The organism is Ruegeria jejuensis, assembly GCF_041537905.1.
Lineage (GTDB): Bacteria > Pseudomonadota > Alphaproteobacteria > Rhodobacterales > Rhodobacteraceae > Ruegeria_C.
In genome coordinates this window covers 41,212-66,456 of record NZ_JBGRUO010000015.1, presented here as the reverse complement: position 1 = coordinate 66,456, position 25,245 = coordinate 41,212, and the positions used below count along the sequence as shown (strand labels likewise).

The window sequence follows — 25,245 nt, the reverse complement described above, 5'->3', positions numbered from 1 at the left end:
GCTTTATTTCACTCATCAGTTCCTCCTCCCTAAGCCTTGGCCGCAGCGCTTTTCTGGCGCCACTGATCAAGAACCACGGCGCTGATGATGATCGCTCCCATGGCCATCAGCTGATAGAATGCATCAAGCTTGATATAGGTAAACCCGGACTGGATCACGCCGAACACCATGGCGCCCAGAACGGTGCCAATGATCGAGCCGCGCCCGCCGGTCAGGCTGACCCCGCCGATCACCGCCATCGCAATCGCGAACAGTTCATAGAACTGGCCCATGCCAGTCTGCGCGGTCAGGTTCTTGGAGCTAAGGATGATCGCAGCAAAGGCGGCCAGCATGCTGGCGATCATGTAGACCATGACCTTGTGCCGGCGCACGTTGATACCCGACATCCGCGCCGCAGCCTCGTTCGAGCCAATGGCATAGGTGTGTTTGCCGTAGACGGTGAATTTCAGCACGAAATGGAAAAGGAACGCCAATAGCAGGAACCAGAACACCGGCATCATGCCGGATCCCAGCCAGGCATAACTTTCAGTGGGGAAGGACACGGGCTGACCACGGGTCCACCACTGCGCGATGCCGCGGCAGATCAGGAACATGCCCAGTGTGGCAATGAAGGGCGGAATGCCGGTGAACGCAATGAGCGATCCGTTTATCGCTCCTATGAACGCGCCGAAACATAACCCCACGATCACGGGTATGAGCACCGGTAGATCAAAGGCCCACGCTCCGAACACCGCCTTGGGGTTCAGCTGGCCGTTCACCAGTTCGGTCTGGGCGAATGACATCACGATCATCGCCGTCGCCCCCACAAGCGGCCCTGACGACAGGTCGATCCCGCCCGAGATAATCACCTGCGTGACCCCAAGCGCGATGATCCCGATGATCGCCACCTGCAGGATGATGATCTTGATCCGGGCGATGTTCAGGATGGTTCCGTCGCGGTTGGTGTTGAAGTCGAACAACATGCTCTGACCGCGCATATACGGAAGCATCTGACCAAGCGCCTCGAAGATGAGGATGATAATGATCAGGGCAAAAAAGATATTCACTTCGCCCGGCCAGGACCGTTTGGACTTGTCATATTTCAGTCCACCTATGCCATGGGATTGTTCAGCCATCTGGTGCTCCCCGATTGGATCAGTGATGCCGCGATTGGGTCGTGTCAGGACAGAGCGACCGCGCGCCGCTCTGCCCGGTCTTCGGGTGTCGGATCAGTTGCGCGACAGGAAGTCGGCAACGTTGTCCGGCGTCACCAGCTTGAACGGGATGTAGACCTTCTGATCCAGCTCTTCGCCGCGGGCCAGGGCCAGTGCTGCATCGACCGAGCCCGCACCCTGACCATGGGCGTCCTGGAACACGGTCACGTCCAGATCACCAGACTGCATGGCCACCAGCGCATCTTGCGTGGCGTCCACACCACCGACCTGCACGGCGGCCATGTCGATGCCCGAGGCTTTCATCGCCTGGATCGCACCGATTGCCATTTCGTCATTGTTTGCAAGGACGAAGTCGAATTCTTCGCCCGAGGACAGCCAGTTGGTCATGAGGTCCTGGGCCTTGTCACGCGACCATTCGGCGGTTTGCTCGTCGATGATTTCCATGAAGTTGCACATGTCCATGCCGACCACGTCATGCACGTCCTTGGTACGCTGAACCGCTGCCTGGTTGGACAGCTGCCCCATCAGAACATAGCCCTTGGCACCGCCCGCTTTGCCTTCCCCGCGCAGATTGCGGCAGATCTGGAAGGCTTTGAGTGTTCCGGATTCGATCTCGTTGGACGCCACGAAGGCCTGATTTTCAGGCAATGTGTCGACATTTGCTGGCTCGCGGTTGACATAAACCAGCGGCACACCGGCGGATTCGGCGGCTTGGGTCATTGCCTGGGTCGCGGATGTATCGACGGCGTTCACGATGATCGCATCAACGCCCGAAGCGATGAAGTTGTTGATCTGGTCCAGTTGCTTGGCCACGTCGTCGGTGGCATCCTCGACCTGCAGGTCCACCCCATCCAGCGATGCCGCGTGTTCGGTCATGCCGTTGCGCATGACGGTCAGGAAATTGTCGTCAAACCGCGCGATGGTGGCCCCGATGGTCTCGGCCATTGCGGACGTTCCCATCAATGCGGCCAGACCGCTGACAAGTAGTAGTTTCTTCATGGTTTCCTCCCTTGGATCGTGCCCGGCGCACGTTGCCTTGATACCGGGACCTCGTTTCGAGGCCGATTGACCATCACGCCCATCAGGCGGCTCTCCGGGCCAGATGTGATGTGATGAATTCCTGTGACCGTGCCAGCGCTTGGGCGGGTTGGGCCATATTGTGAATCTCGGGCGCGAAAGCCTCGAACGAAACGGGGCCGTCATAGCCTGCGGCTTGCAGAGCGTGTAACTGGGGCAGATTGCCCAGACGGTCATCCGCATCCACAAGCACACGATGCGTGTCGACCATCTGTTCCGATGTCGGAGCCGGGTCTGTGATGCCAGAGATATGCACCAGCGCTGTCACCTTGGCATGGATGCTGTCCTCGCCAGCCAGATGATGGTGGAACGTGTCATGCACGATGCCGAAACAGGCGGGGCGGTTCATGTCGTCCAATACGGCCACGACATCACTCTTGAACCGCACTGTGCTCTGGGCAAAGCCCAACGGTTCGATCAGCCCTGTCAGGCCGTGATCTTCAAGCGGAGCCTGCAGGACCTCCAAGGCCGCGCGCAGGGCCAGACGTTGGGTATCCCGTCCGGTTGACCCCGTCGCCACCTGCGGGATCAGCGAAACCCCTTCGGCACCGCAGGCGGCAGCCATCTGCATCAGATCAAGCGCGGCGGGCAGTTTGTCCGATGGGGCGTCGTTGAACGCTTTGACCTCGGCCAGCGCCAGAATGCGTAGTTCGGCCGCGCGCGCGGCGGCCCCGATATCTTTGGGGTCTTCGCCATCAAACAGAGGGCTATTCAGATCGTTGCGGAACTCGACACCGGTGCAGCCCAGAGCGCTCGCCATAGTCAGCAGGCCCCGCGCAGATAGGCGCGGTACTGTCATATGGTTCAGGCCAAACGATATCATTTCAGACCGGCTCCTCCCACGAGCATCATTTACTGTAGCGGCAATTTCCATTTTTGCAACCGGTTGCATAAATTTCCTGAAGTCAGAAAATACCGGCGCAAATATTGTGTCTCAGTAGGGAGGACCTGCTAGATATACGAAAGAACACCCATTTCGGAGGGCGCGCATCGGGGATCGCAAGGAAGCCCCGGCAGTCTTTGTCCGTCAGGCAAATGCCGGATCAGGTCTCAGCAAGCCACCAGCGCTCAGCAATACGCAGATCGCCCAGCGAGGTTGTTGGGCCGATCCGTTCAGGGGCGCCAACCTGCGATGAAAACGCGATTTGCATATCATCGGCAGAGGGATGGCAGCGATATTCACCGCGCGCCCTGATCGCGTCGGCCTGCGGCAGCACGGTCGCGCCGACAAACCCGTCGCAGAGTGCCTCGGCACGCACGGCGGCGTCGGGAATCACAATGATCTCGACCGCTTCAGCCCAGCCCGCACGGCCCGTGCGGTGATGATCCGCCACCCGGACGGCCCGGAACTGTCGGCCGTCACGGGCAGAGGTCACGCGGTAGCAGCCGGTTCCAACCGCGTCGGCAAGCGTCGCCCCGAACTGCCCGTTGGGTGCAATCAGGAAGTGATCTTTGGCCAGCAACAGCGGCAGGTCCGGCACGGGCTGCGTCATCGCCAGCCGCAGACGCCTGGGCGAGAGTTCCTGCGCCGATGCCAGACGTGGCAGTCGTGCCAGCGAGGCGCTCACATCCGCGGCGCGCAACGGGCTGCCATCGTGAAAACGGACATCCTCACGCAGATCGAAATGCCAGACACGCGCATCGGCATCGCTGTCCCAGGCGCTTGCCAACTCGCCGCGCAGGGCACCGTCGGGGCCGATCTCGGTCAGTGTTTCAAAGACGGCGCGCCGGGCGATCAGGCCCAGCACATCGCCCTCGCGCGGAACCGCAACGCGCAGGGTGCCCCCTGCGCGCGGCCCGGCTTGTGCCGACAACCCGGTCGCCGCAAGCAAGGCGGCGGCGGCACCAGAGGCAAAGAGCGCGCGGCGGTCGAGGCGGGTCACGTTCCCTGCTCCGCGATCCGGTCCATGATGCGCACCAACTCGGCACTGATGCCCGGCTCTGACAGGGCGTGACCGGCATTGCGCACCATCTTGAGCTGACAACTGGGCCAGCGCTCGCTCAATTTCCAGGCCGAGGTAGGCGGGCAGATCATGTCATAGCGCCCCTGCACGATATGCCCCGGGATATGCGCGATCCGGTCCATGTTGGCGAGGATCTGCCCGTCAAATTCCAGGAAGCCGTCATTCATGAAATAGTGGTTTTCCAACCGGGCAAACGCGCGGGCATAATCGCCGGGGCTTTCCCCCGTAGACCCGTTGGAATGGATCGAGGCCAGCGCGTTCTCCCAAGCCGACCAGGCGCGGCCATAGCGGGTTTCTTCCTGCAAGTCTCCGGAAAACAGGCGGCGGTGATAGGCGGCGATCATGTCGTCGCGCTCATCCTCGGGGATGAGGGCGGAGAACCGCTCCCAGGGTTCGGGCCAGAATTTGCCTGCGCCGCCGCCATAGAACCAGTCCAGCTCGGCCCGCGTCATGAGGAACACCCCGCGCAGGATCAGATGCGCGACTCGGTCGGGATGCGCCTGCGCATAGACCAGCGCCAGCGTTGCGCCCCAGCTGCCACCAAAGACGGCCCAGCTGTCGATTTCCAGCTGACGGCGAATCACCTCGATATCCGACAGCAGATGCGTGGTGGTATTGTCCTGAACCGAGGCATGCGGACGCGAGCGGCCGCAGCCGCGCTGATCGAACAGAATCACTCGGTACACGTCCGGATCGAAGTAACGCCGCATCGCCGGGCTGCATCCGCCACCCGGTCCGCCATGCAGAACCACAACAGGCCTGCCATTGGAATTTCCGCATTGTTCCACATAGATACGGTGTCCCTGGCCCACATCTATCATGCGCTGATCGAACGGGTCGATCGGCGGATAAAGATACTGAACTGCGCGCTTTTGGTCGGGATACTTGTCCATTACCGCCCTATATAGTGCTCAAGCGGTAAAAGAGCATACGGAGACGGGAATGCAAGTCTATCAATCCACCGTTGACCCGGCAGAAATTGCGAAATTTGAGGCAATGGCAGCAGAATGGTGGGATCCGGCGGGAAAATTCAAGCCTCTGCACATGCTCAACCCGTGCCGACTGGACTATATCACCGGGCAGATCGCCGCCGAGTTTGAGCGTGATTTGACCGTGCCTGCCCCTTTTGCCGGGCTGCGCCTGCTGGATATCGGCTGCGGCGGCGGGTTGCTCAGTGAACCGATGGCGCGGCTGGGGGCGGATGTGGTCGGTGCGGATGCCGCCGAAGGCAACATTCCCGTCGCACAGGTCCATGCCCAGCAATCGGGGCTGGAGATCGATTACCGCCACACCACAGCCGAGGCGCTGGCCGAGGCCGGAGAGCAGTTCGATGTGGTCCTGAACATGGAGGTGGTCGAACATGTCGCCGACCCGCTCAGCTATCTCACCGCGACACAACAACTGTTGCGACCCGGTGGGTTACAGGTCTGCTCGACGCTCAACCGCAATCCGAAATCCTATGCGATGGCGATCTTCGGGGCCGAGGTGGTGATGCGCTGGCTGCCGCGCGGCACGCATGAATGGTCCAAGTTCATCACGCCGGACGAACTCTTTGATCTGCTGCGGCAGGCCGGGCTAGACCCGGTGGACCGAAAGGGATTCGTGTTCAATCCGCTGCTCTGGTCCTGGTCGATCTCGGCAAAAGATCTGAGCGTCAACTACGTGACCGCCAGCGTGAAACCCGGCTGAGCCTATTCGTTTTCCAGTTTCAGCCGCAGATCGCGCAGTACGGGCAGCACGTTGCGCACCCGCTCGATCCCCAGATCATCGACAAACGCGTTGATGAGCGGCGTAATGGACGAGATCGCTTGATCCCGCGCCCGCCGCCCGGCGGGGCTGATCGCGATCATCTTGCGACGCGCATCGTCCCAATCGGGGCGGATATGCACATAGCCCGCCCATTCCAGCTTGGCCAATGTGTTGGTCATGGCCCCACGGGTCACGTGGAAGGTTCCGGCAAGTTGCGCCGGCGTACGCTCATCCCCCACAAAAACCAGGTGGTTGAGCACCGAGAAATGCGAGATTTCCATCCCTTTGGGCAATACACGGCTCAGCCGGTTGCGCAGCAACTGGTCCGAGGTGAGGATTTCGCTGAACAGCGAAGCCGCAAGGGAATTGGTATCGTCGTTCATTTCGGATCTGGATCAGGGGCCATCGAAATGGCGCATATGGGTGAGCGAGGGCACTTTTCGGCGCGCCTCTGTCACAGAACTAACATCCAGATCGAAAATGTGAATGCCCGGATCGGTCGCTGCGTCGATCAGCACCTCTCCCCAAGGCGAAATCACCAGGCTGTGGCCATGGGTTGTGCGTTGCCTGCCCCGGCTGGTCGGATGTGTCCCGGTCTGGGCGGGTGCCAGAACATAGCATCCGGTTTCGATTGCGCGCGCGCGCAGCAGCGATTCCCAATGCGCCCCGCCGGTGACCGGCGAAAACGCCGCCGGAACTGTCAAAACCTGCGCGCCCGCCTGCGCCAGCGCGGCGTAGAGATGGGGAAAGCGAAGATCGTAGCAGATGCTCAGGCCCAGCTTGCCGAAGGGCATCTCGGCCACCACCGCGCGCGTGCCGGGCCGGTAATTCGCCGATTCGCGGTAGATTTCGGTCTCGGACACCTGCACATCGAACATGTGAATCTTGTCATAGCGTGCCACGACCGCCCCATCCGGGCCGATCAGAAACGACCGGTTGGAAAAGCGGCCATCCGGGCCACGGGTTTTAAGCGCGAGTGACCCGATCAGCAGCCAGATCTTCAGCGCGGCAGCCTGTTCGCGCAGGGCAGCAAGCGTCGGGTCATCCTCTTCATGGTGCAGGACGGCGCGCTGGTGAGTCGTGCTGGTTGACAGGCAGTTGGTGACCTCGGGCGTCAGCACAAACGCGGCCGCCTGACCTGCTGCATCACCAACCAGACCGCGAACCATTTCGAGATTCGCAGCAGGATCGTCCGAGGACGTGATCTGCAGCAGTGCGGTGCGCATCAGGCGGTCAGAAGGCTGTCGAGCTTACCTGCCCGGTCAAGCGCGTGAAGGTCGTCACAGCCGCCAACATGCGCACCACCGATAAATATCTGCGGCACCGTGCGGCTGCCGCGGGCACGCTCGATCATCTCGGGTTTGCGCTTCGGGTTTCGCAGCACATCGATCTCGTCAAAGCTGACGCCTTTCTGTGTCAACAGGCGTTTGGCAGCGTGGCAGAACCCGCAGAGCGGAGAAGTATAGATTTCAACCGGTTTCATGTCTTGTTCCCTTGAGTCGCGGCAATCTACGGGCAACTAGGCATCCTTGGCAACGCGCGCCAGTGTGAGCACGAAAATATGATTTGCCCCTGCGTTCAGGCAGGCCTCGGCGCAAGCGGTCAGGGTTGCGCCCGAAGTCATCACATCATCCACCAACACCACGTCGCGCCCTAAAAGGCCCCCTGCATGGCGCGGGTTCACGCGAATAGCATCTGTGAGCAGCGCGGTGCGTTCATCACGTGTCTTGCCGTCCAGTTTCGGGGTGGAGCGGGTGCGCAGCAGCATATCCGGGCAGGTGGGCAGGTTATTCAGAGCTGCGAGATGCGTGGCCAGCAACGCGGATTGGTTGTAGCGGCGCCTGAGCAGGCGCGACCAGTGCAGCGGTACCGGAACCAGCAGGCGATCCGGTTGCAGCATCCGACCTGCCGCCTGCGCCATCCATCTTGCCGCAGGCCGAGCCAGATCGGGCCGGTCGCCATGTTTCAGCGCCAGGATCATCTTGCGCGCCCGACCCGTATAGGTCAGCGCCGCGCGCCCCTCTTGCCAGGGGCGCGGGGTCTGCATGCAATCGTCGCATTCGATGCGGTGGCCATCCACTTCGCCAGGCAGCGGCACCCCGCAGCTTTCGCAGATCGTGCCGGTGATCAGCGGCGTGTCGCGCCAGCAGGGGCCGCAAAGTCCGAAATCGCTGGTCACCAGCTCTCCGCAGCTGACACAGCGGGGCGGATAGATCATCTCGACCGCGGTTTGAATTCCTGCCCACATGGGTTATCTGCGCGCCATGAGACTGCCACCTTCTGATACACCGGCCCTGTTTGACCGACCCGCCCTCCGCCAGCGCCGCAGGCGGGTGCAGGCGGATGCGCTGTTTCTGCACGAGGCGGCCCTGACCGAAGTGCAGGATCGCCTGTCGCTGGTTAAGAGAGTGTTTACGGATATCGCAATCGTGACGCCTTTCCCGACGATCTGGCGCGCGCAGCTCCCCGACGCGCGCATTGTCGAGGATGGCGAGGTCCTGGACCTGCCCATTTCGGAATTTGATCTGGTGATCCATGCCATGTCCCTGCATCAGGCCAATGATCCGGTTGGCCAGATCATCCAGTGCCGCCGCGCGCTCCGGCCCGATGGGCTGTTTCTATGCGTCAGCCTTGGCGGGCAGACCCTGCACGAGTTGCGCGCCGTTCTGGCTCAGGCCGAGATCGAGGCGCGGGGCGGGCTCAGCCCGCGTATCGCGCCCATGGCCGAGATTCGCGACCTCGGTGCGCTGCTACAGCGAGCCGGACTGGCGCTGCCGGTAGCCGATAGCTTCACCCTGACCGCAGGCTATCGCGATCTGCCGCATCTGATGCAGGATCTGCGCGCGATGGGCGAGACCAATATCCTGACCGCCCGCGACCGCCATTTCACCCGGCGCGCGCTGTTTGAGCGGGCCAACAAGCTCTATTCCGACCATTTCGCCCAATCCGACCAAAGACTGCCCGCCACGTTCGAGATCCTGTGCCTGACCGGCTGGGCGCCCGATGACAGCCAGCCAAAACCGCTGCGCCCCGGCTCTGCCAAGACGCGACTGGCCGAAGCGCTGGGCACAGGTGAGACAAAACTGCCCGATTGACGCCAGCAACATTCCATTTATCTGCAAAGACAACGCTCAAAACCCAGGACGCCCCAGATGCTAGACGCCACCCAGCCCGCTGCCCGCCCGCAACACGCCCCGGCAGATCACCCGCCGATTCGCATGGGCAAGGTGGGCGTTTTGCTGGCCAATCTGGGCACACCCGACAACTACACCTACTGGCCGATGCGGCGATACCTGAACGAGTTCCTCTCGGATCAGCGGGTGATCGATTATCCGGCGTGGAAATGGCAGCCGCTGTTGCAATTGATCATCCTGACGAAACGGCCCTTCACCTCGGGCGCGGCCTATAAGTCGATCTGGAACCATGACCGCAGCGAAAGCCCGCTGATGACGATCACCAAGGACCAGACCACAAAAATGTCCGAGGCGCTGCACGCGCGCTATGGCGACCGGGTGATGGTTGATTTCTGCATGCGCTACGGTAACCCGTCGACCAAATCGAAGGTGCGCGTGATGGTCGAGGCCGGATGCGACCGCATCCTGTTCTTCCCGCTCTATCCGCACTATGCGGGGGCCACTTCGGCCACCGCAAACGATCAGTTCTTTCGGGCGCTGATGGACGAGGCCTGGCAACCCTCAAGCCGGACGGTCCCGGCCTATTACGACGAACCCGCCTATATCGACGCGCTCGCGCGGTCGATCGAGACGGCCTATGCCAAGCTCGATGATCGGCCCGACATCCTCGTGTGTTCCTATCACGGCATGCCAGAGCGTTATTTGCAGCAGGGCGATCCCTATCACTGCCAATGCGTAAAAACCACGCGCCTGCTGAAAGAACGTCTGGGTTGGGCTGAGACCGACATCGTCTCGACCTTCCAGTCAAGATTCGGGCCGGAGGAGTGGTTGAAACCCTATACGGTGGATCACGTGGCCGAACTGGCGCGGCAGGGTAAGAAGAATATCGCTGTCTGCGCGCCCGCCTTCTCGGCCGATTGCATCGAAACGCTGGAAGAGATCAACGAAGAGATCAAGGAGAGTTTCGAAGAGGCGGGTGGCGAGGCCTTCACCTATATTCCCTGCCTCAATGATGACGCCGCCCATATCTCAGCACTCTCGAAAGTGGTCGAGGACAACCTGAAGGGCTGGCTGGACTGAGCGCAAAAGAAAAAGGCGGGGCAAAAGCCACCGCCTTTTCCAAGATCTTGTATCGTCAGCTTAGCTAGCTGCGATAGCCGCGCCCGCGATGACCAGCAGGATCAGCGGCAGCCAGATGCCACCCGACGAACCTTGGGTCTCTTCAACGATGACCGGCGGCTCAACAACGGGCTCTTCCAGGTTACCGGCGAATGCGGTCGAAGCTGCAGCAGTCAGGGCAGCGGCGAGAACGAGTTTCTTCATATTAACCTCCAGGATGCGTACGATTCGGTATTTCCAAACCGCACTCTCAAGACTTACCTCGTGGGGTTTTCTAAGCAACTATAAGCTGGGATTGCAAATGGTTGTTGCCCATTCTCCACCTTTGAACCGCCAAATGTCGTCAAATTAGCAACACTTGTGTACCCACATTCGTCATCGAGAAAAGCTCGGCGATGTGCTCGTTATAAAGCCCGATACAGCCATTGGATGACCGACGGCCGATCTTGCGCGTGTCATGGGTGCCGTGGATACGATAGTATTTCCAGCTCAGGTAGAGCGCATGGGTGCCCAGCGGATTGTCCGGGCCCGCCGGAATGAAATCGGGCCATTCCGGGTTGCGCCTCTTCATTGACGGGGTCGGTGCCCAGGTGGGGCCTTCGACCTTTCGGATCACGCTTGTGCGTCCGCGCCGGGTCATGTCCTCGGTCAGCGGTACGGAAGATGGGTAAAGCTTATAAATGGACTGATCTTCGGACCAGTAATGCAGGGCGCGCGACTGTGTATCCACAAGAATCGCACCGTTTCTGGTGTTCGAGAAATAGGGCTGCCAGCTGAGTGCGCGAAAGCTCGAAATGTTGCGATCAACCGCTGGTTCGTCTTCTGGCGCGGGCCGCAGGGGATCGCCGGGAATGTATTGCGCCAGCGCGGGCGAGGCCAGCACCGATGCCGCGCCAGCAAGAAAACCGCGCCGCGTCTGGGGGGGAATGCACTTCCGCTTCATAGTTTGGACCTCAATTCAGAACAAAAGAACCTGCTGGCATGATATTGCCGGAAAGCCTCAGTCGCAAATCAAACCGCATCTCTTGGGCGCTGTGTTGCACACGCGCATTTGCACCTGAGCGCGGCTCGCTGTATCTGCCGGTAAAGAAACGGCTCAAGGTGACAGGATGTTGCGTCTAGTTTTGCTTGTCGGGATGCTGATGGGGGCTCTGGCTGCCTGCACGCCCTCATATGAGAATAACGGCTCGGGCGTGTACCGAATCAGGGGAGACGGATCGAAGGTCCAGTTCCGGATGCTTGATTCGGTCAATTCCCTGCGCTCGGCTGCCGGGCTGTCGACGGTGCAGTTGAACGCGCAGCTCAACGCAGCGGCCGCGACGCACGCACGCGACATGTCGGTACAAAACCGCCCCTGGCATTTCGGCTCGGACGGTTCGTCGCCGCTGGATCGCGCCCAGCGCGCCGGATATTTTGGCCAGTTCCTGGGCGAGGCGATCTCGGAATCCTACGAGACCGAGCTTGAAACCCTGTCTGCCTGGATGGAACAGCCCGGCACAAGGTCGGTCATCATGGACCCGCAGGCCCGCAACATGGGCTTTTCGTGGTTTCAGGAAAACAACGGCAAGATCTGGTGGACGCTGGAGATGGGCAGCTAACGCTGCCAGGATGCCCTTAATCATCACGCACGTTGCATGAGACATCCGCCGCCGCGATCCCTCGCGGCGGCGGTTTTCATTGGATCAGCTCTTGCCTTTCCAGGGCACCAGCACGCGCTCGGCCCAGCGCATCAGCATGTCGATGCCAAAGCCGATGATGCCGATCAGGATGATACCGAGGATCACGATATCGGTATTCTGGAACCGCGACGCGACCATGATCATCATGCCGGCACCTTGTTCCGCAGCAACCAGTTCTGCGGCAACAACCGTGCCCCAACAGACCCCCATTGCCACGCGCGCACCCGTGAATATCTCGGGCAGAGAGTTTGGGATGATCACATAGCGCATGATCTGCCATTTGCTTGCGCCAAGCGAGTAGGCCGCGTGCACCTTGGAAATGTTCACGCCCGACACGCCGGATCGCGCGGCAATCGCCATGATCCACAACGCCGCCAGAAACAGCAGGATGATCTTGCCGCCCTCGCCGATGCCGAACCAGATGATCACCAGGGGGATCAGGGCCAGCGGCGGCACCGGGCGCATGAATTCCACGATGGGATCAAACCAGCCGCGGAACCAGTCGCTCAGACCCATCGCATATCCTAACGGGATTCCGACAAGTGCGCCCAATAGGAAACCCGCAATAACGCGGAACAACGAATAGCCCAGATGTTCCCACAGGGTGAAGTTTCGGAACCCCTCGCTCAGAACGGTCACGGTCCTCTTCCAGACCTCTTCCGGCGGCGGCAGATACAGCGGTTCCATCTGCCAGCCACGGCTGGGCGCGACATTTGGTGTGCCTTTGTCGGACAGCGTGACCGACCCGTTTTCGATCTGAACGGTCTCGCCACGTTTGATCGGCTGGCCATCGATTGCAATGACTTCCGCGCCATCGCTCTTGCTGACATCGTCATTTGTGTCGACGCGAACCAGTCCCGTTCTCCATTGCGCGATGGAGATCGAATCATTCTTGGCAAGCCCGTCACCTGGATCGACCTCGGGCGGATCTACCTTTTCGTCACGGGGATAGACAACGACCGTAACGGTCGCATCATCCGTTTCCCCGTTTGCCTCGACCGTATAGGTGAACTCTGTGGTGCCCACGAACGGTCCCGGTGCATGGAGGAACTTGGGTAACAGGGCCGAGCCCGTGAACATGCCCCAGATGAAGAAGATGGTGATGATCGAGATGACGCCGGCCACCCGGTTCGGTCGGACCGCGCTTTCGTCGCCGAATGTCACCGTCTTAAGCGACGTGTAGTCCCGAATCGTTGCGTGATGAACAACCTTCGTCACGATGAAGTACGACGCAGCAAAGATCCCGAGATAGATGAAGAGAACAAAAAATCCGGTCATGCGGCGTCCTCCGTGCGTCCCATGATTTCTTCTTCCATGTCCCAGATCATCGAGAGAATTTCCTCGCGCTTGGGGCCAAAATCGGGATGTTTCTTAACTTCGCGCAGATCGGCCCCGACCCCCAGTTCAGCAAAGGGAAGCCTATACTCCTTGTGAATACGACCCGGACGTGGCGCCATGACGATCAACCGCTCGCCCAGCAACAGCGCTTCTTCCACCGAATGGGTGATCAGGATGATTGTCTTTCCGGTCTCTTTCCACAGCTTCAGGACAAGGCTCTGCATTTTTTCGCGGGTCAGCGCGTCGAGCGCGCCCAAAGGCTCATCCATGAGGATGACATCGGGATCGTTGGCCAAGCACCGCGCCAGCGCCACACGCTGCTGCATGCCGCCAGACAATTCGTAAACCGCCTTTTCCTTGAAGTCCTGCAAGCCGACAACGTCCAGAAGATGGTCAACGATTTCGGCTTTTTCACCTTCGGGCATTCCCTTCATCTTGGGACCAAAGCCGACATTTTCACGCACCGACATCCATTCGAATAATGCCCCCTTCTGGAACACCATCCCCCGCTCGGCATCCGGGCCGGTGATTTCGTGGCCGTTCAGTATGAGCTTTCCACTTGTTGGCGCCAGGAACCCGGCAACGATGTTCAGCAAGGTTGTCTTGCCGCATCCCGAAGGGCCGAGAACACTCAGCAACTCGCCTTCTTTCAACTCCATAGACACGTTTTCAAGGGCTTGAACCGCACTGCCATTAGGGAGCTCAAAGCGCATGGAAAGGTCTTGTATCGATAGTCCGGTCATCCGTCCTCACCTGTCGATTGCCAAATTGACATGCCGGGCAATCCGCGCTGTTCACCCGACGTCTGATTGTTGCCTGGCGCGATGCTGTCTTCGCGCCAGGCAACCAGGTGTTACGAACCGGACGCTGCGCTGAGCGGACCCGTGTTGACCGCGTCTTCATAGCTGTCGAGCGCCGAGTCGATCGAACCCGCTCCCACAAAGACATCCGCAACGCCTTTCATGAACGTTGCAGCATTGCCGCCAAGCCATGTCTCGGAAAGCTGATCATCGACAGACGGGAATTTCATGGTCGAAATCGCGCCTTTTGCGGCTTCGACGTCCATGCCGGACTCTTTTGCAATCACAGCCAGCATTTCATCGCTGTGGTTAGCATTCCATTCCGCATTTGCTGCAGCGGTCACCTTGACGAATTCAGCGACCACATCACCATTCTCTGCAACAAATGATGCTGGCGAGGATGTTACGTCAAATACGAGAATGCCCAGTTCTTGCTTCTCATCGCCGGTCAGCAAAACGTCGCCAAACTCCTGCATGTTTGCCCAGCCACCGCCATAGCCACAGGCGAAGTCGACCGCTTTCTGGCCCAATGCGTTGGCACCTTCTGGCGGCGGCATATCAACAATCTGGAGGCTGTCGAGCGGAACGCCAAAATGCTCCATTTGACGAATGAAGCTGTAATGCGCCGCTGTTCCGAGCGGAACGGCTACCTTCTTACCAGCCAGCTCACCAGCAGAATCCTTGTCGATCTCGAGATCGGAGTGTACAGCGCAGCCTTGGTTTTCCGCGTAGCTGACAGCCACATCAACTATCTGGAGGTCTTGCCCACCTGAAGTGGCAACCACAAAGGGTGGCAGACCCTGCGACACCGCGATTTGCACATCTCCCGAGGCCATGGCCGCGCTCATCGCCGTGCCGGTCTCGAAGGATACCCAGTTGACCTTCTTGCCAAGTGCTTCGTCATAAGCACCCGAGGCTTTGGCCGCCAGGAATGGCATCGGCCATTCCAGGAAGTAGGCCACTGTGATCTCTTCCTGTGCCACCGCTGATTGACCCGCGAATGCGAGCATCCCGGATGCAGCTAATGTTGCTAGTGTTTTCTTCATGTTGTCCTCCTGTTGGGCAATTTCGCGAGGTGTGCCGCACCATCATTATGACCCACTCAAGCGGCTTTGTCCTGTTGTCCAAAGCGCGTGATCTGAATACTAGGCGGGCCCCCATCTATCGTTATGCAGAACTTGCGTTCTGGAATAAAAGAGTATTCAGTGACCTTGCGAAACGTCAACTTTTTTCTCAAACGACCCCGCATTGCCGAGACCGAACTGGTCAATTTTTGACCTTCACCAACCACCGGTTCCGCATCGCATGAGACAGAAAGGAGCCATGGATGGGCAGATCCGCTGAAAGTTCGATCGTCACCAAATGCGCCATCATCATGGACGTGCTCACCCATGCCCGGCAACCGATGGCCTTTTCCGAGATCGTGGCGGATACCCAATTCGTCAAAAGTTCCTGCCACCGGATTCTGGCGGTCCTGCAAGGCGAAGGTCTTGTCGAGTATGACGCGGAAAGCCGGACCTACAAGACCGGCTCCCGGTTTCATCAATGGGCGCACGCGGCCTGGAACCGGTCGGATCTGCAACAGGCGGCGGCGGACCCGATGACCCGGCTGAGCGAAGAAACCAAGATGAACGCGGCACTGGTGGTGCTGGATCAGGATGCGATCCTGTATCTCAGAACAGTGAATTTCGACGCTGTTCGCTATGCGCCCCGCGCCGGAGATCGCGCGCCGCTGCACTGCACCGCGGCTGGTAAGATGTTTCTGGCGCATCTGTCGGACAGGCGTTTGCAGACCTATCTGGATTCGGCATCCTTTGAAAAATACACCGAGTTCACCCACACCTCATCCGACGCTCTGTTGGCCGAATTGCCGCAGATTCAAGAGGCCGGATACGCCACCGCGATTCGCGAAGAATTCCTGCAGGTCATGGGCATGTCCGCCCCGGTCTGGAACGAACAGAACAGGGTCGCCGCCTGCCTGTCGCTCTGGACCCTCACGGCCAATATCGATCAAGACAGTTTCGTTGCCCTTGCTGCAAGAGTGCAAGAAACGGCGCGCGCTGTCTCGGACCGGATCGGCGGTGCGGCGCCGGCTTAAGACGATTGACAGGGCGCGCAATGCTCTCACATACTGGAACACGAGTTCTGCATTGCGAGAGAACATGAGCATCACACCTGTTTCCTGGCCCGCTTCGATCTGGCTCGATACCGCGCCAGAGAATGAACCCAACCCACCTTTGAAGGACACGTTGCGCGCGGATGTAGCAATCATCGGCGCGGGGTTTACCGGCCTGCGGGCGGCGCTGGCGCTGGCCGAGGCCGGGTCAGAAGTTGCCGTGATCGATAGCGGTGATGTTGGTTGGGGCGCGTCGGGGCGCAATGGTGGTCAAGTGAATCCGATGCTGCCGTTCAATTCGCCAACCCAGCTGCAGAGCCGGGTCGGCCCAACCCGGTTCGAGCAGCTGGCCGAGGTCTCGCTGAACTCCGCCGATGAGCTTTTTGCGCTGATTGACCGATACCAGATCGACTGCCGGGCACGGCAGGCGGGTTGGCTCAGGGTGCTGCATTCCGATGCTGCGCGACGTAAGGCCGAGGCCGATCTTCACGCCTGGAACCGTTTTGGGGCGGGGATGGAGATGCTCTCGGGTTCCGATCTGTCGCAAAGAACGGGCACCAAGGCCTATGACCATGGCGTTCTCACCCCGCGCGGCGGCGCGGTGCAGCCCCTTATGCTGGCGCGCGGTGTGGCGCAGGCGGCCAAAGCACGGGGGGCGAGAATTTTCGGACAGACCCCGGCACAGGCGCTTGAGCGACGCGATGGCGCCTGGATCATCCGCACCCCGCACGGCACGATCACCTCCGAACAGGTGATCGTTGCCACCAACGGCTACAGTGCGGCGCTGTTGCCGGACTTGCCAAAGACCATCATTCCCCTGACTCCCATCCAGATCGCCACCGCCCCGCTGCCCGACTCGGTGGCGGCAGAAATCCTGCCCGAGGGGCACACGATCTCGGACAGTCGCCGCGTGATCATGTATGCGCGTCGCGAGCCGGACAATCGCATGGTCTATGGCGGTCTGGGTCGGATGGACAGGCGGGGCGGGCTGAGCGGCTTCGACTGGCTGAAACGCGATGCGTGCCGCGTCTATCCGCAGCTTGAGCAGGCCGAGTGGACCCATGAATGGGGCGGGACCATCGCCATCACCGACGATCATCTGCCGCACCTGCATGAACCGGAGCCCGGCCTGCTGATCGGGTTGGGGTACAATGGCAGGGGCGTGGCGATGTCGCATGTGATGGGCCGCGTTCTGGCGGAACGCGCGCTAGGCGCGCCGCCCGAAAGCCTGCCATTTCCGATCACACCGCCGCGCCGTGTCCCACTGCGCGCGCTCAAACTGGCCGGTATGGAAACCGCCATCCGGGCCATGCGACTCATGGATCGGCTCGAACGGTAGAATGCTGCCTCGGACCCTAGCTGGTCTCGATGCAATGACGCCGGAAGGCACGCTTGAGCATGTCCAGTTCGGCGCGCAGCAGGTCGACCTCGGCGCGCAGATGCTCTGATGCCGCCTCGCCCACGATCAACGCGAAGTCGCCCAGCTTGGCACCCGTCGCCGGGTCGAAGATCACAAAGCTCTGGACCCCGTCAGCAATTGCGAGCGCCGGTATGGTGATCTTCAGGTCCCAATCACCGCTCTCGCCCTCGGTCAACTCGACCGTTTCGACCGGCTCATCGTGATGGCGCACGCCGATCTCGGGACGCTGGCCCGCCGGCGCGCCGGTCAGACGGCCTTGCCAGATGCCGTTGCTCAGCCGGATCTTGGTGAGTGTCAGCTCGCTCATGCAGCCCCCTTACAATGCGGCGCGGCGGACCCGGCACAGGGTCAGATCGCGGATGACAACCTGATTGAAATCGGGCGCCTCGAAGATCAGGTCGAGCCAGATCTTCTCGATACGTTTTTCGTTCAGGCGGGAATAGGCAAGGTCAAATTCAACCATCACATCCTCGTCGCCCAGAGGTAACTCGCGGGTGATCTGTTCGGTATTGGGACCATGGCGGATGTTCAGGCGGGCAAAGGTCTCGATGGTTTTTTCCGAAGTGATCGTGGTGTCAACCCGGATCAGATGCCCGCGCGACAGCCCCTCCGTGGCCTCGGGCGGAAAGTCGACCACCAGCGACAGGAACGAGCCCTCAAAACGCAGCACATCCATGCGCAGCCCAAAAGGGGCTAGATCTTCTTCCCGCAGATTGCGACATTGCCGAAGGGTCAGTTCGGACTGGCTGCAGTCGTGAAACAGCGTCACCTCGCCCCCCAGCGACGAGCGGTTCCGGGCCGAGGCGATCCCGGACACCGGCAAGGGCCCGCGCCACAATTCGGGCCGCCAGGACCAATCGGTGCCATGTGGTTTGGAAAAGAACGACGACCCGATCTCGGGCCGCGCCAGACGCCCGTCGGCCACGTGAATCAGCTGATCCAGATGCCTGCGCAACGCCCGTGCCTGATTGCGCTGCTGGCGCAGGGCCGACAGGTCGAGATCGCCCGCCTCCTGTGCCGCCAGCTGCCAGCGCCGCAACGCGCGATTGTGGAACAACCGATCCAGAACCCTGCTCATTTTCCGTTTGCCGTTGATGACATGTTGTCCCTCCTGTGTATCGAAAGGACCTTAACCAGATAAACCCATTAACGCGTCGAAGGTGGTTTTTTTGTCCAGGTGAGGGATGATCAGCCTTGGCCGGGCGCAACCTGGGCGCTGGCTGCGCGGGTGCGACGGGCCAGTTCGGACAGGATGCGCGCGCCCCGGTCGCCCAGCATCGGGCTACCCTCTTCGGCGTAAAGCGCCAGCGCGACCACGTTGCCATTCTCCACAAATGCGGTGCGCCAGACCTGCGGACTCGCGCCGCTCACCCGATGGGCCGTCTCGTCGAAACGCACAATCGCGAGGTCGCCATAGTCGCGGCTGGCGCCGGGTTTGGCCGGGGCGGCGGAACGCGCGATCGCGTCTGCATCCGGCTGGACCGCATCGGCGCGGGCTTCGGTGGTGACCGTGATCAGCGCAAATCCCTGGCTGGCAGAGCCCCTGCCCGCGCCCAGCGTGTCGCAGCGCGCCAGCAGGGCAAAGCTGTTGCTGCTGCCGTTCCGGACAGAGCGCTGTTCGACGCAATAGCCGCGCGGTGCGCGCAGCACGATATCACCGCCCGCCAGCACCGCAGAGCTGGGCAAAGCCTGCCCGTGCTGCGGCTCTGTCAGCTCGTCGCACCCCCCAAGCAGCGCCAAAGACAGCGCGGCGATACGGACCTTAGAGGTCCATATATTCATGCTTTTCCGCCTTGCCGCCGGGATGGGTCACCGCGCCCTTGTAGGTCTCGCCGACAAGCTGCGCGTATTTCCACAACGCACCCGAGGCATAGATCGTCTCGCGCGGGCCGGACCACGCCGCCTTTCGCGCGGCAAGCTCGTCATCGCTGAGATCGACCGAGATCGCGCCCTCGATAGCGTTGAGCGTGATCATGTCACCGTTTTGCAGCAGCGCGATGGGACCGCCATGGGCCGCCTCGGGGCCAACATGGCCCACGCAGAACCCGCGTGTCGCGCCCGAGAACCGGCCATCGGTGATCAGCGCCACCTTTTTGCCCATGCCCTGACCGGACAAAGCCGCCGTGGTCGCCAGCATCTCGCGCATGCCGGGGCCGCCTGACGGACCCTCGTTGCGGATGACGAACACGTCGCCTTCTTCGTATTCGCGTTTTTGCACCGCGTCGAAGGCATCCTGTTCGCATTCGAAAACGCGCGCCGGACCGGTGAAGCTGAGTTGTTCCTCACTCATCCCCGCGATCTTCACGATGGCGCCTTCGGGGGCCAGATTGCCCTTCAAACCGACCACACCGCCGGTGGTCGAGAGCGGGGTTTCAACCGGATGAATGACCCGGCCATCAGCAGCGCGGTCTACTTTTTCAAGCTCTTCGCCCACCGAATAGCCCGACGCGGTCATGCAATCCTCGTGCAGCAGCCCGGCCTTGCTGAGCTCTTTCATCACCGCAGGCACGCCGCCCGCCTCATAGAGGTCCTTGGCCACGAACTGCCCGCCCGGTTTCAGGTCGACGAAATAGGGCGTGTCGCGGAAAATCTCGCAGACGTCTTCCAGATAGAAATCGATCCCGGCCTCATGCGCCATCGCGGGCAGGTGTAGGCCCGCATTGGTCGAGCCGCCCGTGCAGGCCACGATGCGTGCGGCGTTTTCCAGCGATTTCAGCGTGACGATATCGCGGGCGCGGATGTTTTTCTCGATCAGGTTCATCACCGCAACGCCCGAAGCTTCGGCATATTGATCGCGGCTCTCATAGGGCGCGGGTGCGCCCGACGAGTTGAACAGCGCCAGCCCGATCGCCTCGGACACACAGGCCATGGTGTTGGCAGTGAACTGCCCGCCGCAGGCCCCGGCGCTGGGGCAGGCCACCTGTTCCAGCTTCTCCAGCTCGCAAGTGGTCATGTTGCCCGCCTGATGCTGGCCAACGGCCTCGAACACGTCCTGAACAGTGACGTCCTTGCCTTCCAGCCGGCCGGGCAGGATCGAGCCGCCATAGATGAAGACCGACGGCACATTCAGCCGGATCATTGCCATCATCATCCCCGGCAGCGACTTGTCACAACCCGCCAGACCCACGATGGCGTCATAGCAATGGCCGCGCATGGTCAGTTCGACCGTGTCGGCGATTGCCTCACGCGAGGCCAGCGACGAGCGCATGCCTTCATGGCCCATGGCGATCCCGTCGGTGACGGTGATGGTGGTAAACTCGCGCGGGGTGCCGCTGGCGGCCTTGACGCCCAGCTTCACGGCCTGTGCCTGGCGGCTGAGCGCGATGTTGCAGGGCGCGGCCTCGTTCCAGCATGTCGCGACGCCGATCAGCGGCTGATGGATCTCATCCTCGCTGATCCCCATCGCATAGAGGTAGGACCGGTGCGGCGCGCGCTCTGGCCCCTCGGTCACATGGCGGCTGGGCAATTTGGTCTTGTCGAACTTGCGCTTGAGCATGGCTGGACTCCCGGAAGAATGGTTCAGATGGCAATAGCCCCCCGCCGCGGGCGACACAAGTGTCATGGAAATCCTTTGATCCCCGCATCTTGCAATCCACCGGGTCAGTGCTTACCGTCCGTCAATCCGGTGACAGTGGAATTTCCGCGCCGAGCCGTGGAACATTTTACCTGAAACGAGGGACGGGTCATGGAACCCACATTGTTTTCATTCATCTGGAAACATTCGAAACGGCAACAGCTATTCCTGCTGATGCTGACGGTGATCTCTTTTCCGTTCCTCTATGCCTCGCTGGAACTGCCCAAGCGCATCATCAACGACGCCATTGGCGCAACCACCGACGTGATTAACCTGTGGGGCTTCGACCTGACGCAGGTGCAGTATCTGCTGGTGCTATGTTTTGCGTTTCTGGCCACGGTGATCGCCAGCGGGTTCATGAAAATGCGCATCAACACGATGAAAGGTGTGCTGTCGGAACGGATGCTGCGGCGGCTGCGCTATCAGTTGATCAGCCGCATGATGCGCTTTCCCCGCCCCTATTTCGCGACCACCAGCCAGGGCGAGCTGGTCTCGATGATCACCTCCGAGGCTGAGCCGATGGGCGGTTTGATGGGCGATGCTGTGGCGCAGCCGGTGTTTCAGCTGGGTCAGATGCTGACCATCGTGACCTTTCTGTTCATGCAAAGCGTCTGGTTCGGGCTTGCCTCGATCGCTCTGATCCCGCTGCAGGCCTGGCTGATCCCGATGCTGCAGCGTCAGATCAACCTGCTGAACAAGGACCGCATCCAGCAGGTCCGCCGCCTGTCCTCGGAAATCGGAGAAAGCGCGGCGGGTATCTCGGATCTGCGTGCCAATGGCGGCTGGCGTTATCGGCTGGCGATGTTCACCAGCCGGTTGGGCAAGCTGTTCGATATCAGGTTCAAGATCTATCAGAAGAAATTCTTCATGAAGTTCCTGAACAATCTGATCACGCAGATGACTCCGTTCTTTTTCTATTCGGCAGGTGGGTATCTGGCGATCAAGGGCGAGATCACGGTGGGTGCGCTGGTGGCAGCCCTTGCCGCCTATAAGGATCTGTCGAGCCCCTGGAAGGAACTGCTGACCTACTACAATCAGGTTCAGGACATGTCACTGCGCTGGGAAATCGTCACCGAGCGTTTTGCGCCGCGCAACATGATCCCGCCCGAGCTGTTTGATGGGGAACCAAGCACAATCCCGCATCTGAATGGTGCGGTCGAGTTGCGCAATGTGACGGTGCGGGACCGGGACGGCAACACCATCCTGGAAGACGTCAACATGACGATCCCGCCCGGTGCGCGGGTGGCGATCCGGTCCAGCAGACAATCCGAGCGCACCGCGCTGGCACAGCTTCTGACCCGCGAAATACTGCCGTCGCATGGTGATGTGATCCTGTCGGGGCATAATGTAAAAGAACTGCATCAGGCAGTGATCGCCGCGCGCGTCGGTTATGCCCATTCGCGACCCTATCTGTTTGACGGCACGCTGGGCGACAACCTTTTGATGCCGCTGCGCGCAAGACCGCTGCGCGACATTGAACATCCGCGCCAGCCTGATCGAAAGCAGATCGAAGCGGTGCGCGCGGGTAACAGCGGCGATTCGCTGGACGAGAACTGGCTTGATCCCAGCCTTGCCGATCTGCCCGATGGCGAGGGTATCCGCGACTGGTGGTTCAAGCTGGTCGAGGCCATGGGGATCGATGAATTCATGCTGCGCCGTACCCTGCGGTCCAAGCTCGATCCGGACGTGCACCGCGCGCTGGCGCGTGAAATCGTGGCGCTGCGTGACAAGGTCTGGCAGGCTCTCAAAGCGCGCGAACTGGATGAACTGGTCTACCGCTTCGATCGGGAAAAGTTCAATCCGGCGGTCCCTATCGGTGGCAACCTGCTCTTCGCTGCACCAACCCGCGATCTTCCGGCAGAGGCACTGGTCAAAAACGACGAATTCATCTCGATGATGGGAGAGCTGGGCCTGGATGACGAGGCCATGCTGATCGCCGCCACCGTAATGGACGAGCTCAGGCAGACATTCGGCCGGGACGGAACCGACCACCCGCTGTTTCAACGTCTGGGCCTGGACGAAACCCTCTACAATCGGCTGCTGGACATTGCCGAGCGTCGCGACCGGGGCGGCGACAATGCCGTAAGTCACGACGAGGCGGCGTTGCTGGTCACCGTTCCCTTCCTGCTGACCGCCGAACAGATCGGGCCAAGTTTCACCGACGCGTTCAAGGACAAGATCCTTGCCATGCGCCACGCTCATTCCGGACGGCTGACCAAGGCGTCGCAAGGCATGTTCGAAACCGTCAGCGAGGATCGCTACCTGCCGCGGCTCAGCGTTGCCGAAAACGCGCTGTTCGGGCTGGTGTCGCAGATGGCGGGCGCGCGCGCCGAAGAGATCGAGGATGTGGTCGCTGATGTATTGACCGAAGCCGGGCTGCAACGGCGCCTTGCCGCGATCATCTATGACCTGCCCTCGGGGCTGGGCGGAAACAGCCTGCCGACAGTGTTCCAGGAACGAACCGCGTTTTCCCGCGCGGGCATCAAGCGGCCCGATATCCTGATCCTCGACAAAGCACTAGCCAGCCATGATTCCCAAAGCCGGTTGCGGACGCGGCAGCGGCTGCGTGAGCTGCTGCCGAAATCCATCATGATCTTCATGGAAGACAGCTTTGCCCATCCCGAAGCCTATGACTTATTCATCGACATCGAAAACGGCCGTATTGACGGCGTTTCCGCGCGGCAGATGGATGGGCTGGACGAACGCGGCGCGGCAGACCTGAGCCGGAAGCTCAACATCATCGCCGGCACCGAGCTCTTCGGCAATCTCAACGCACGCAACCAGAAGCTTCTGGCGTATTCGGCGCAATGGTATGAGGTCGGGAAAGGTCAAACTATCTTTGCCGCCGGGCAACAGGCCGATGCCGCCTATCTTTGTGTCGAGGGGGGAGCGCTGCTGCGCTGGCCCGGCGAGGAAGACGACGCGCGCATCATCAGCGCAATCGAACCGGGCCGCCTGATCGGGGACCTGTCAATCATCATGCGCCGCACCCGGAGCATGAACCTGGTGGCGCGCGAAGATAGCAAGTTTCTCAGGATCGGCGGTGAAGAGTTCCGTGCGGTGATCGAAAGCGACGCCGAAGTGGCCGTACAGTTGCTGGAAACCGTCGCGGGCTATCTGTTCGGGGCCGGGGAACGTATTCAGGACATTATCAACAGTGGTTACGATCCCAATACCAAGGATATATCCGACGTGACGCGCGAAGATGCAGGTGAAGCTCGCAATGACTGACACGCCCTATGCTGCGCATGAACGCCTGGTCGCCCCGTGCCGCCCCCGGCAGGCCATCTGGCGGGTGCTGCTCGGGCTGGTGATCGTCACGGTGACCCTGTTCGTGGGGTATTCGGTCGTCCTGCGGATGCTGACAGCAACCGGATCGCAAGAGCTTGCCTTGTCCTTCATCACTGGCGATTCGCAGTTCGGAATGCTGCTGTTGCTGGCCTGTTTCGGCTTCATGACGCTGGGGGTTGTGCTGGCAACGCGCCAGCTTCAAAAGCGCGGCCTGCAAAGCGTGACTGGAAATTACGGCCTGATGGTCCGGCAGTTCTGGCAGGTGTTCCGCCTGCTGGTTCTGCTGATGCTGGCGGTCTTTCTGCTGCCGCCCTATGATTTCGGCGCGCCGCTGACGCCCAATCTGTCGCTAGGCGCCTGGCTCGCCCTGTTGCCGCTGTCGCTCCTCGCGGTGCTGATACAGGTCAGCGCCGAGGAAATCCTGTTTCGGGGCTATCTGCAGCAATCGCTCGCGGCACGTTTCCGCAGCCCGCTGGTGTGGATGGTGGTGCCGTCGATCCTGTTCGCAATCGGGCACTACTCGCCCGAACAGGCGGGCGACAACGCTCTGCTGATCGTCGGTCTGACCGGTCTCTTCGGGTTGCTGATGGCTGATATCACGGCGCGCGCGGGAACGCTGGGACCCGCCATTGCACTGCATTTTGCCAACAATGTCGTGGCCCTGCTGATCGTCGGCTTTCCCGATATGCTCAGCGGCTTGGCTCTCTACCTGACGCCGTTCGACATGTCCGATACTGGCACGTTGCGCTTGTGGCTGCTTGTGGACCTGATCATGATGGTCAGCGCCTGGCTTGTGGCACGGATTGCGATGCGACGCTGATTGCATTTTC

Annotated in this window: 26 protein-coding genes; 8 read left to right on the top strand and 18 right to left on the bottom strand. The window is 60.8% G+C overall.

Annotation, left to right across the window (positions count from 1 at the left end; translation table 11 throughout):
• Positions 1–29: 29 nt before the first annotated feature.
• The 5 genes from AB1E34_RS16895 to pip all read right to left on the bottom strand — a co-directional run bounded on the left by AB1E34_RS16895 (position 30) and on the right by pip (position 5,088).
• Complete coding sequence (locus tag AB1E34_RS16895) at positions 30–1,115, bottom strand: ABC transporter permease (protein ID WP_372573500.1); 1,086 nt, start codon at positions 1,113–1,115, stop codon at positions 30–32.
• A 93-nt stretch (positions 1,116–1,208) separates the two neighbouring features.
• Positions 1,209–2,153 (bottom strand): sugar ABC transporter substrate-binding protein, encoded by a 945-nt coding sequence (locus AB1E34_RS16890; protein ID WP_372573499.1) that lies wholly within the window; start codon positions 2,151–2,153, stop codon positions 1,209–1,211.
• An 82-nt stretch (positions 2,154–2,235) separates the two neighbouring features.
• Positions 2,236–3,030 carry a TIM barrel protein gene (locus AB1E34_RS16885; protein WP_372573498.1) on the bottom strand — a complete coding sequence of 265 codons (795 nt, stop codon included), beginning with the start codon at positions 3,028–3,030 and terminating at the stop codon, positions 2,236–2,238.
• Between the two features lie 244 nt (positions 3,031–3,274).
• Entirely contained in the window at positions 3,275–4,114 is an 840-nt protein-coding gene (locus tag AB1E34_RS16880; RefSeq protein WP_372573497.1) for an ABC transporter substrate-binding protein, read from the bottom strand.
• A complete protein-coding gene (gene pip / locus AB1E34_RS16875) occupies positions 4,111–5,088 on the bottom strand; it encodes a prolyl aminopeptidase (protein ID WP_372573496.1) in 978 nt (325 codons plus the stop codon). The genes AB1E34_RS16880 and pip overlap by 4 nt, the downstream gene beginning before the upstream one ends.
• Before the next feature lie 49 nt (positions 5,089–5,137).
• On the opposite strand from pip, the gene ubiG reads away from it, so the two are divergent.
• A complete protein-coding gene (gene ubiG / locus AB1E34_RS16870; RefSeq protein ID WP_372573495.1) occupies positions 5,138–5,884 on the top strand; it encodes a bifunctional 2-polyprenyl-6-hydroxyphenol methylase/3-demethylubiquinol 3-O-methyltransferase UbiG in 747 nt (248 codons plus the stop codon).
• A 2-nt stretch (positions 5,885–5,886) separates the two neighbouring features.
• Here the strand turns inward: ubiG and AB1E34_RS16865 are convergent, their stop codons facing one another.
• From AB1E34_RS16865 to AB1E34_RS16850, 4 genes are read right to left on the bottom strand one after another with little or no spacing between them, the layout of a single operon-like run.
• Complete coding sequence (locus AB1E34_RS16865) at positions 5,887–6,327, bottom strand: MarR family winged helix-turn-helix transcriptional regulator (protein WP_306201802.1); 441 nt, start codon at positions 6,325–6,327, stop codon at positions 5,887–5,889.
• A gap of 12 nt (positions 6,328–6,339) precedes the next feature.
• A complete protein-coding gene (locus tag AB1E34_RS16860; RefSeq protein WP_372573494.1) occupies positions 6,340–7,170 on the bottom strand; it encodes a carbon-nitrogen hydrolase family protein in 831 nt (276 codons plus the stop codon).
• Entirely contained in the window at positions 7,170–7,427 is a 258-nt protein-coding gene (gene grxC, locus AB1E34_RS16855) for a glutaredoxin 3 (RefSeq protein WP_306201799.1), read from the bottom strand. Before grxC ends, AB1E34_RS16860 begins: the two co-directional genes overlap by 1 nt.
• 36 nt (positions 7,428–7,463) lie before the next feature.
• Positions 7,464–8,162: a double zinc ribbon domain-containing protein gene (locus AB1E34_RS16850; protein WP_372573493.1), complete on the bottom strand. Its 699-nt coding sequence runs from the start codon at positions 8,160–8,162 to the stop codon at positions 7,464–7,466.
• 46 nt (positions 8,163–8,208) lie between these two features.
• Between AB1E34_RS16850 and AB1E34_RS16845 the strand changes: the two genes are divergently transcribed.
• Positions 8,209–9,039: a methyltransferase domain-containing protein gene (locus AB1E34_RS16845; protein WP_372573492.1), complete on the top strand. Its 831-nt coding sequence runs from the start codon at positions 8,209–8,211 to the stop codon at positions 9,037–9,039.
• Between the two features lie 57 nt (positions 9,040–9,096).
• On the top strand, positions 9,097–10,158 hold the full coding sequence (hemH, locus tag AB1E34_RS16840; protein WP_372573491.1) for a ferrochelatase: 1,062 nt from the start codon (positions 9,097–9,099) through the stop codon (positions 10,156–10,158).
• A 60-nt stretch (positions 10,159–10,218) separates the two neighbouring features.
• Here the strand turns inward: hemH and AB1E34_RS16835 are convergent, their stop codons facing one another.
• Positions 10,219–10,401: a hypothetical protein gene (locus AB1E34_RS16835; RefSeq protein WP_372573490.1), complete on the bottom strand. Its 183-nt coding sequence runs from the start codon at positions 10,399–10,401 to the stop codon at positions 10,219–10,221.
• A gap of 139 nt (positions 10,402–10,540) precedes the next feature.
• Positions 10,541–11,140, bottom strand: a complete 600-nt coding sequence (locus tag AB1E34_RS16830) for a L,D-transpeptidase (protein ID WP_372573489.1) — start codon at positions 11,138–11,140, stop codon at positions 10,541–10,543.
• 166 nt (positions 11,141–11,306) lie between these two features.
• Between AB1E34_RS16830 and dalA the strand changes: the two genes are divergently transcribed.
• Positions 11,307–11,795, top strand: a complete 489-nt coding sequence (dalA, locus tag AB1E34_RS16825; RefSeq protein WP_372573488.1) for a divisome-associated lipoprotein DalA — start codon at positions 11,307–11,309, stop codon at positions 11,793–11,795.
• An 84-nt stretch (positions 11,796–11,879) separates the two neighbouring features.
• Here dalA and AB1E34_RS16820 read toward each other — a convergent pair whose 3' ends face one another.
• From AB1E34_RS16820 to AB1E34_RS16810, 3 genes are all read right to left on the bottom strand, one after another.
• Positions 11,880–13,154, bottom strand: a complete 1,275-nt coding sequence (locus AB1E34_RS16820) for an ABC transporter permease (RefSeq protein WP_372573487.1) — start codon at positions 13,152–13,154, stop codon at positions 11,880–11,882.
• Positions 13,151–13,957, bottom strand: a complete 807-nt coding sequence (locus AB1E34_RS16815; protein WP_372573486.1) for a taurine ABC transporter ATP-binding protein — start codon at positions 13,955–13,957, stop codon at positions 13,151–13,153. Before AB1E34_RS16815 ends, AB1E34_RS16820 begins: the two co-directional genes overlap by 4 nt.
• Positions 13,958–14,067: 110 nt before the next feature.
• A complete protein-coding gene (locus tag AB1E34_RS16810) occupies positions 14,068–15,060 on the bottom strand; it encodes a taurine ABC transporter substrate-binding protein (protein WP_372573485.1) in 993 nt (330 codons plus the stop codon).
• 281 nt (positions 15,061–15,341) lie between these two features.
• On the opposite strand from AB1E34_RS16810, the gene AB1E34_RS16805 reads away from it, so the two are divergent.
• Together AB1E34_RS16805 and AB1E34_RS16800 are read left to right on the top strand one after the other, a co-directional pair.
• Positions 15,342–16,112: an IclR family transcriptional regulator gene (locus AB1E34_RS16805; RefSeq protein WP_372573484.1), complete on the top strand. Its 771-nt coding sequence runs from the start codon at positions 15,342–15,344 to the stop codon at positions 16,110–16,112.
• Positions 16,113–16,176: 64 nt separating this feature from the next.
• On the top strand, positions 16,177–17,469 hold the full coding sequence (locus AB1E34_RS16800; RefSeq protein WP_372573483.1) for an NAD(P)/FAD-dependent oxidoreductase: 1,293 nt from the start codon (positions 16,177–16,179) through the stop codon (positions 17,467–17,469).
• Positions 17,470–17,485: 16 nt separating this feature from the next.
• Here the strand turns inward: AB1E34_RS16800 and AB1E34_RS16795 are convergent, their stop codons facing one another.
• From AB1E34_RS16795 to ilvD, 4 genes are all read right to left on the bottom strand, one after another.
• Positions 17,486–17,857 carry a hypothetical protein gene (locus tag AB1E34_RS16795; RefSeq protein WP_372573482.1) on the bottom strand — a complete coding sequence of 124 codons (372 nt, stop codon included), beginning with the start codon at positions 17,855–17,857 and terminating at the stop codon, positions 17,486–17,488.
• 9 nt (positions 17,858–17,866) lie between these two features.
• Positions 17,867–18,628 carry a DUF6478 family protein gene (locus AB1E34_RS16790; RefSeq protein ID WP_372573481.1) on the bottom strand — a complete coding sequence of 254 codons (762 nt, stop codon included), beginning with the start codon at positions 18,626–18,628 and terminating at the stop codon, positions 17,867–17,869.
• A gap of 110 nt (positions 18,629–18,738) precedes the next feature.
• A complete protein-coding gene (locus tag AB1E34_RS16785; protein ID WP_372573480.1) occupies positions 18,739–19,332 on the bottom strand; it encodes a hypothetical protein in 594 nt (197 codons plus the stop codon).
• Positions 19,313–21,046: a dihydroxy-acid dehydratase gene (gene ilvD, locus AB1E34_RS16780; protein ID WP_372573479.1), complete on the bottom strand. Its 1,734-nt coding sequence runs from the start codon at positions 21,044–21,046 to the stop codon at positions 19,313–19,315. Before ilvD ends, AB1E34_RS16785 begins: the two co-directional genes overlap by 20 nt.
• Before the next feature lie 189 nt (positions 21,047–21,235).
• Here ilvD and AB1E34_RS16775 point away from each other — a divergent pair, with 189 nt between their 5' ends.
• Both AB1E34_RS16775 and AB1E34_RS16770 read left to right on the top strand, forming a co-directional pair.
• Positions 21,236–24,355 carry an ABC transporter transmembrane domain-containing protein gene (locus tag AB1E34_RS16775; RefSeq protein ID WP_372573478.1) on the top strand — a complete coding sequence of 1,040 codons (3,120 nt, stop codon included), beginning with the start codon at positions 21,236–21,238 and terminating at the stop codon, positions 24,353–24,355.
• Complete coding sequence (locus AB1E34_RS16770; protein WP_372573477.1) at positions 24,348–25,235, top strand: CPBP family intramembrane glutamic endopeptidase; 888 nt, start codon at positions 24,348–24,350, stop codon at positions 25,233–25,235. Before AB1E34_RS16775 ends, AB1E34_RS16770 begins: the two co-directional genes overlap by 8 nt.
• Positions 25,236–25,245 lie beyond the last annotated feature (10 nt).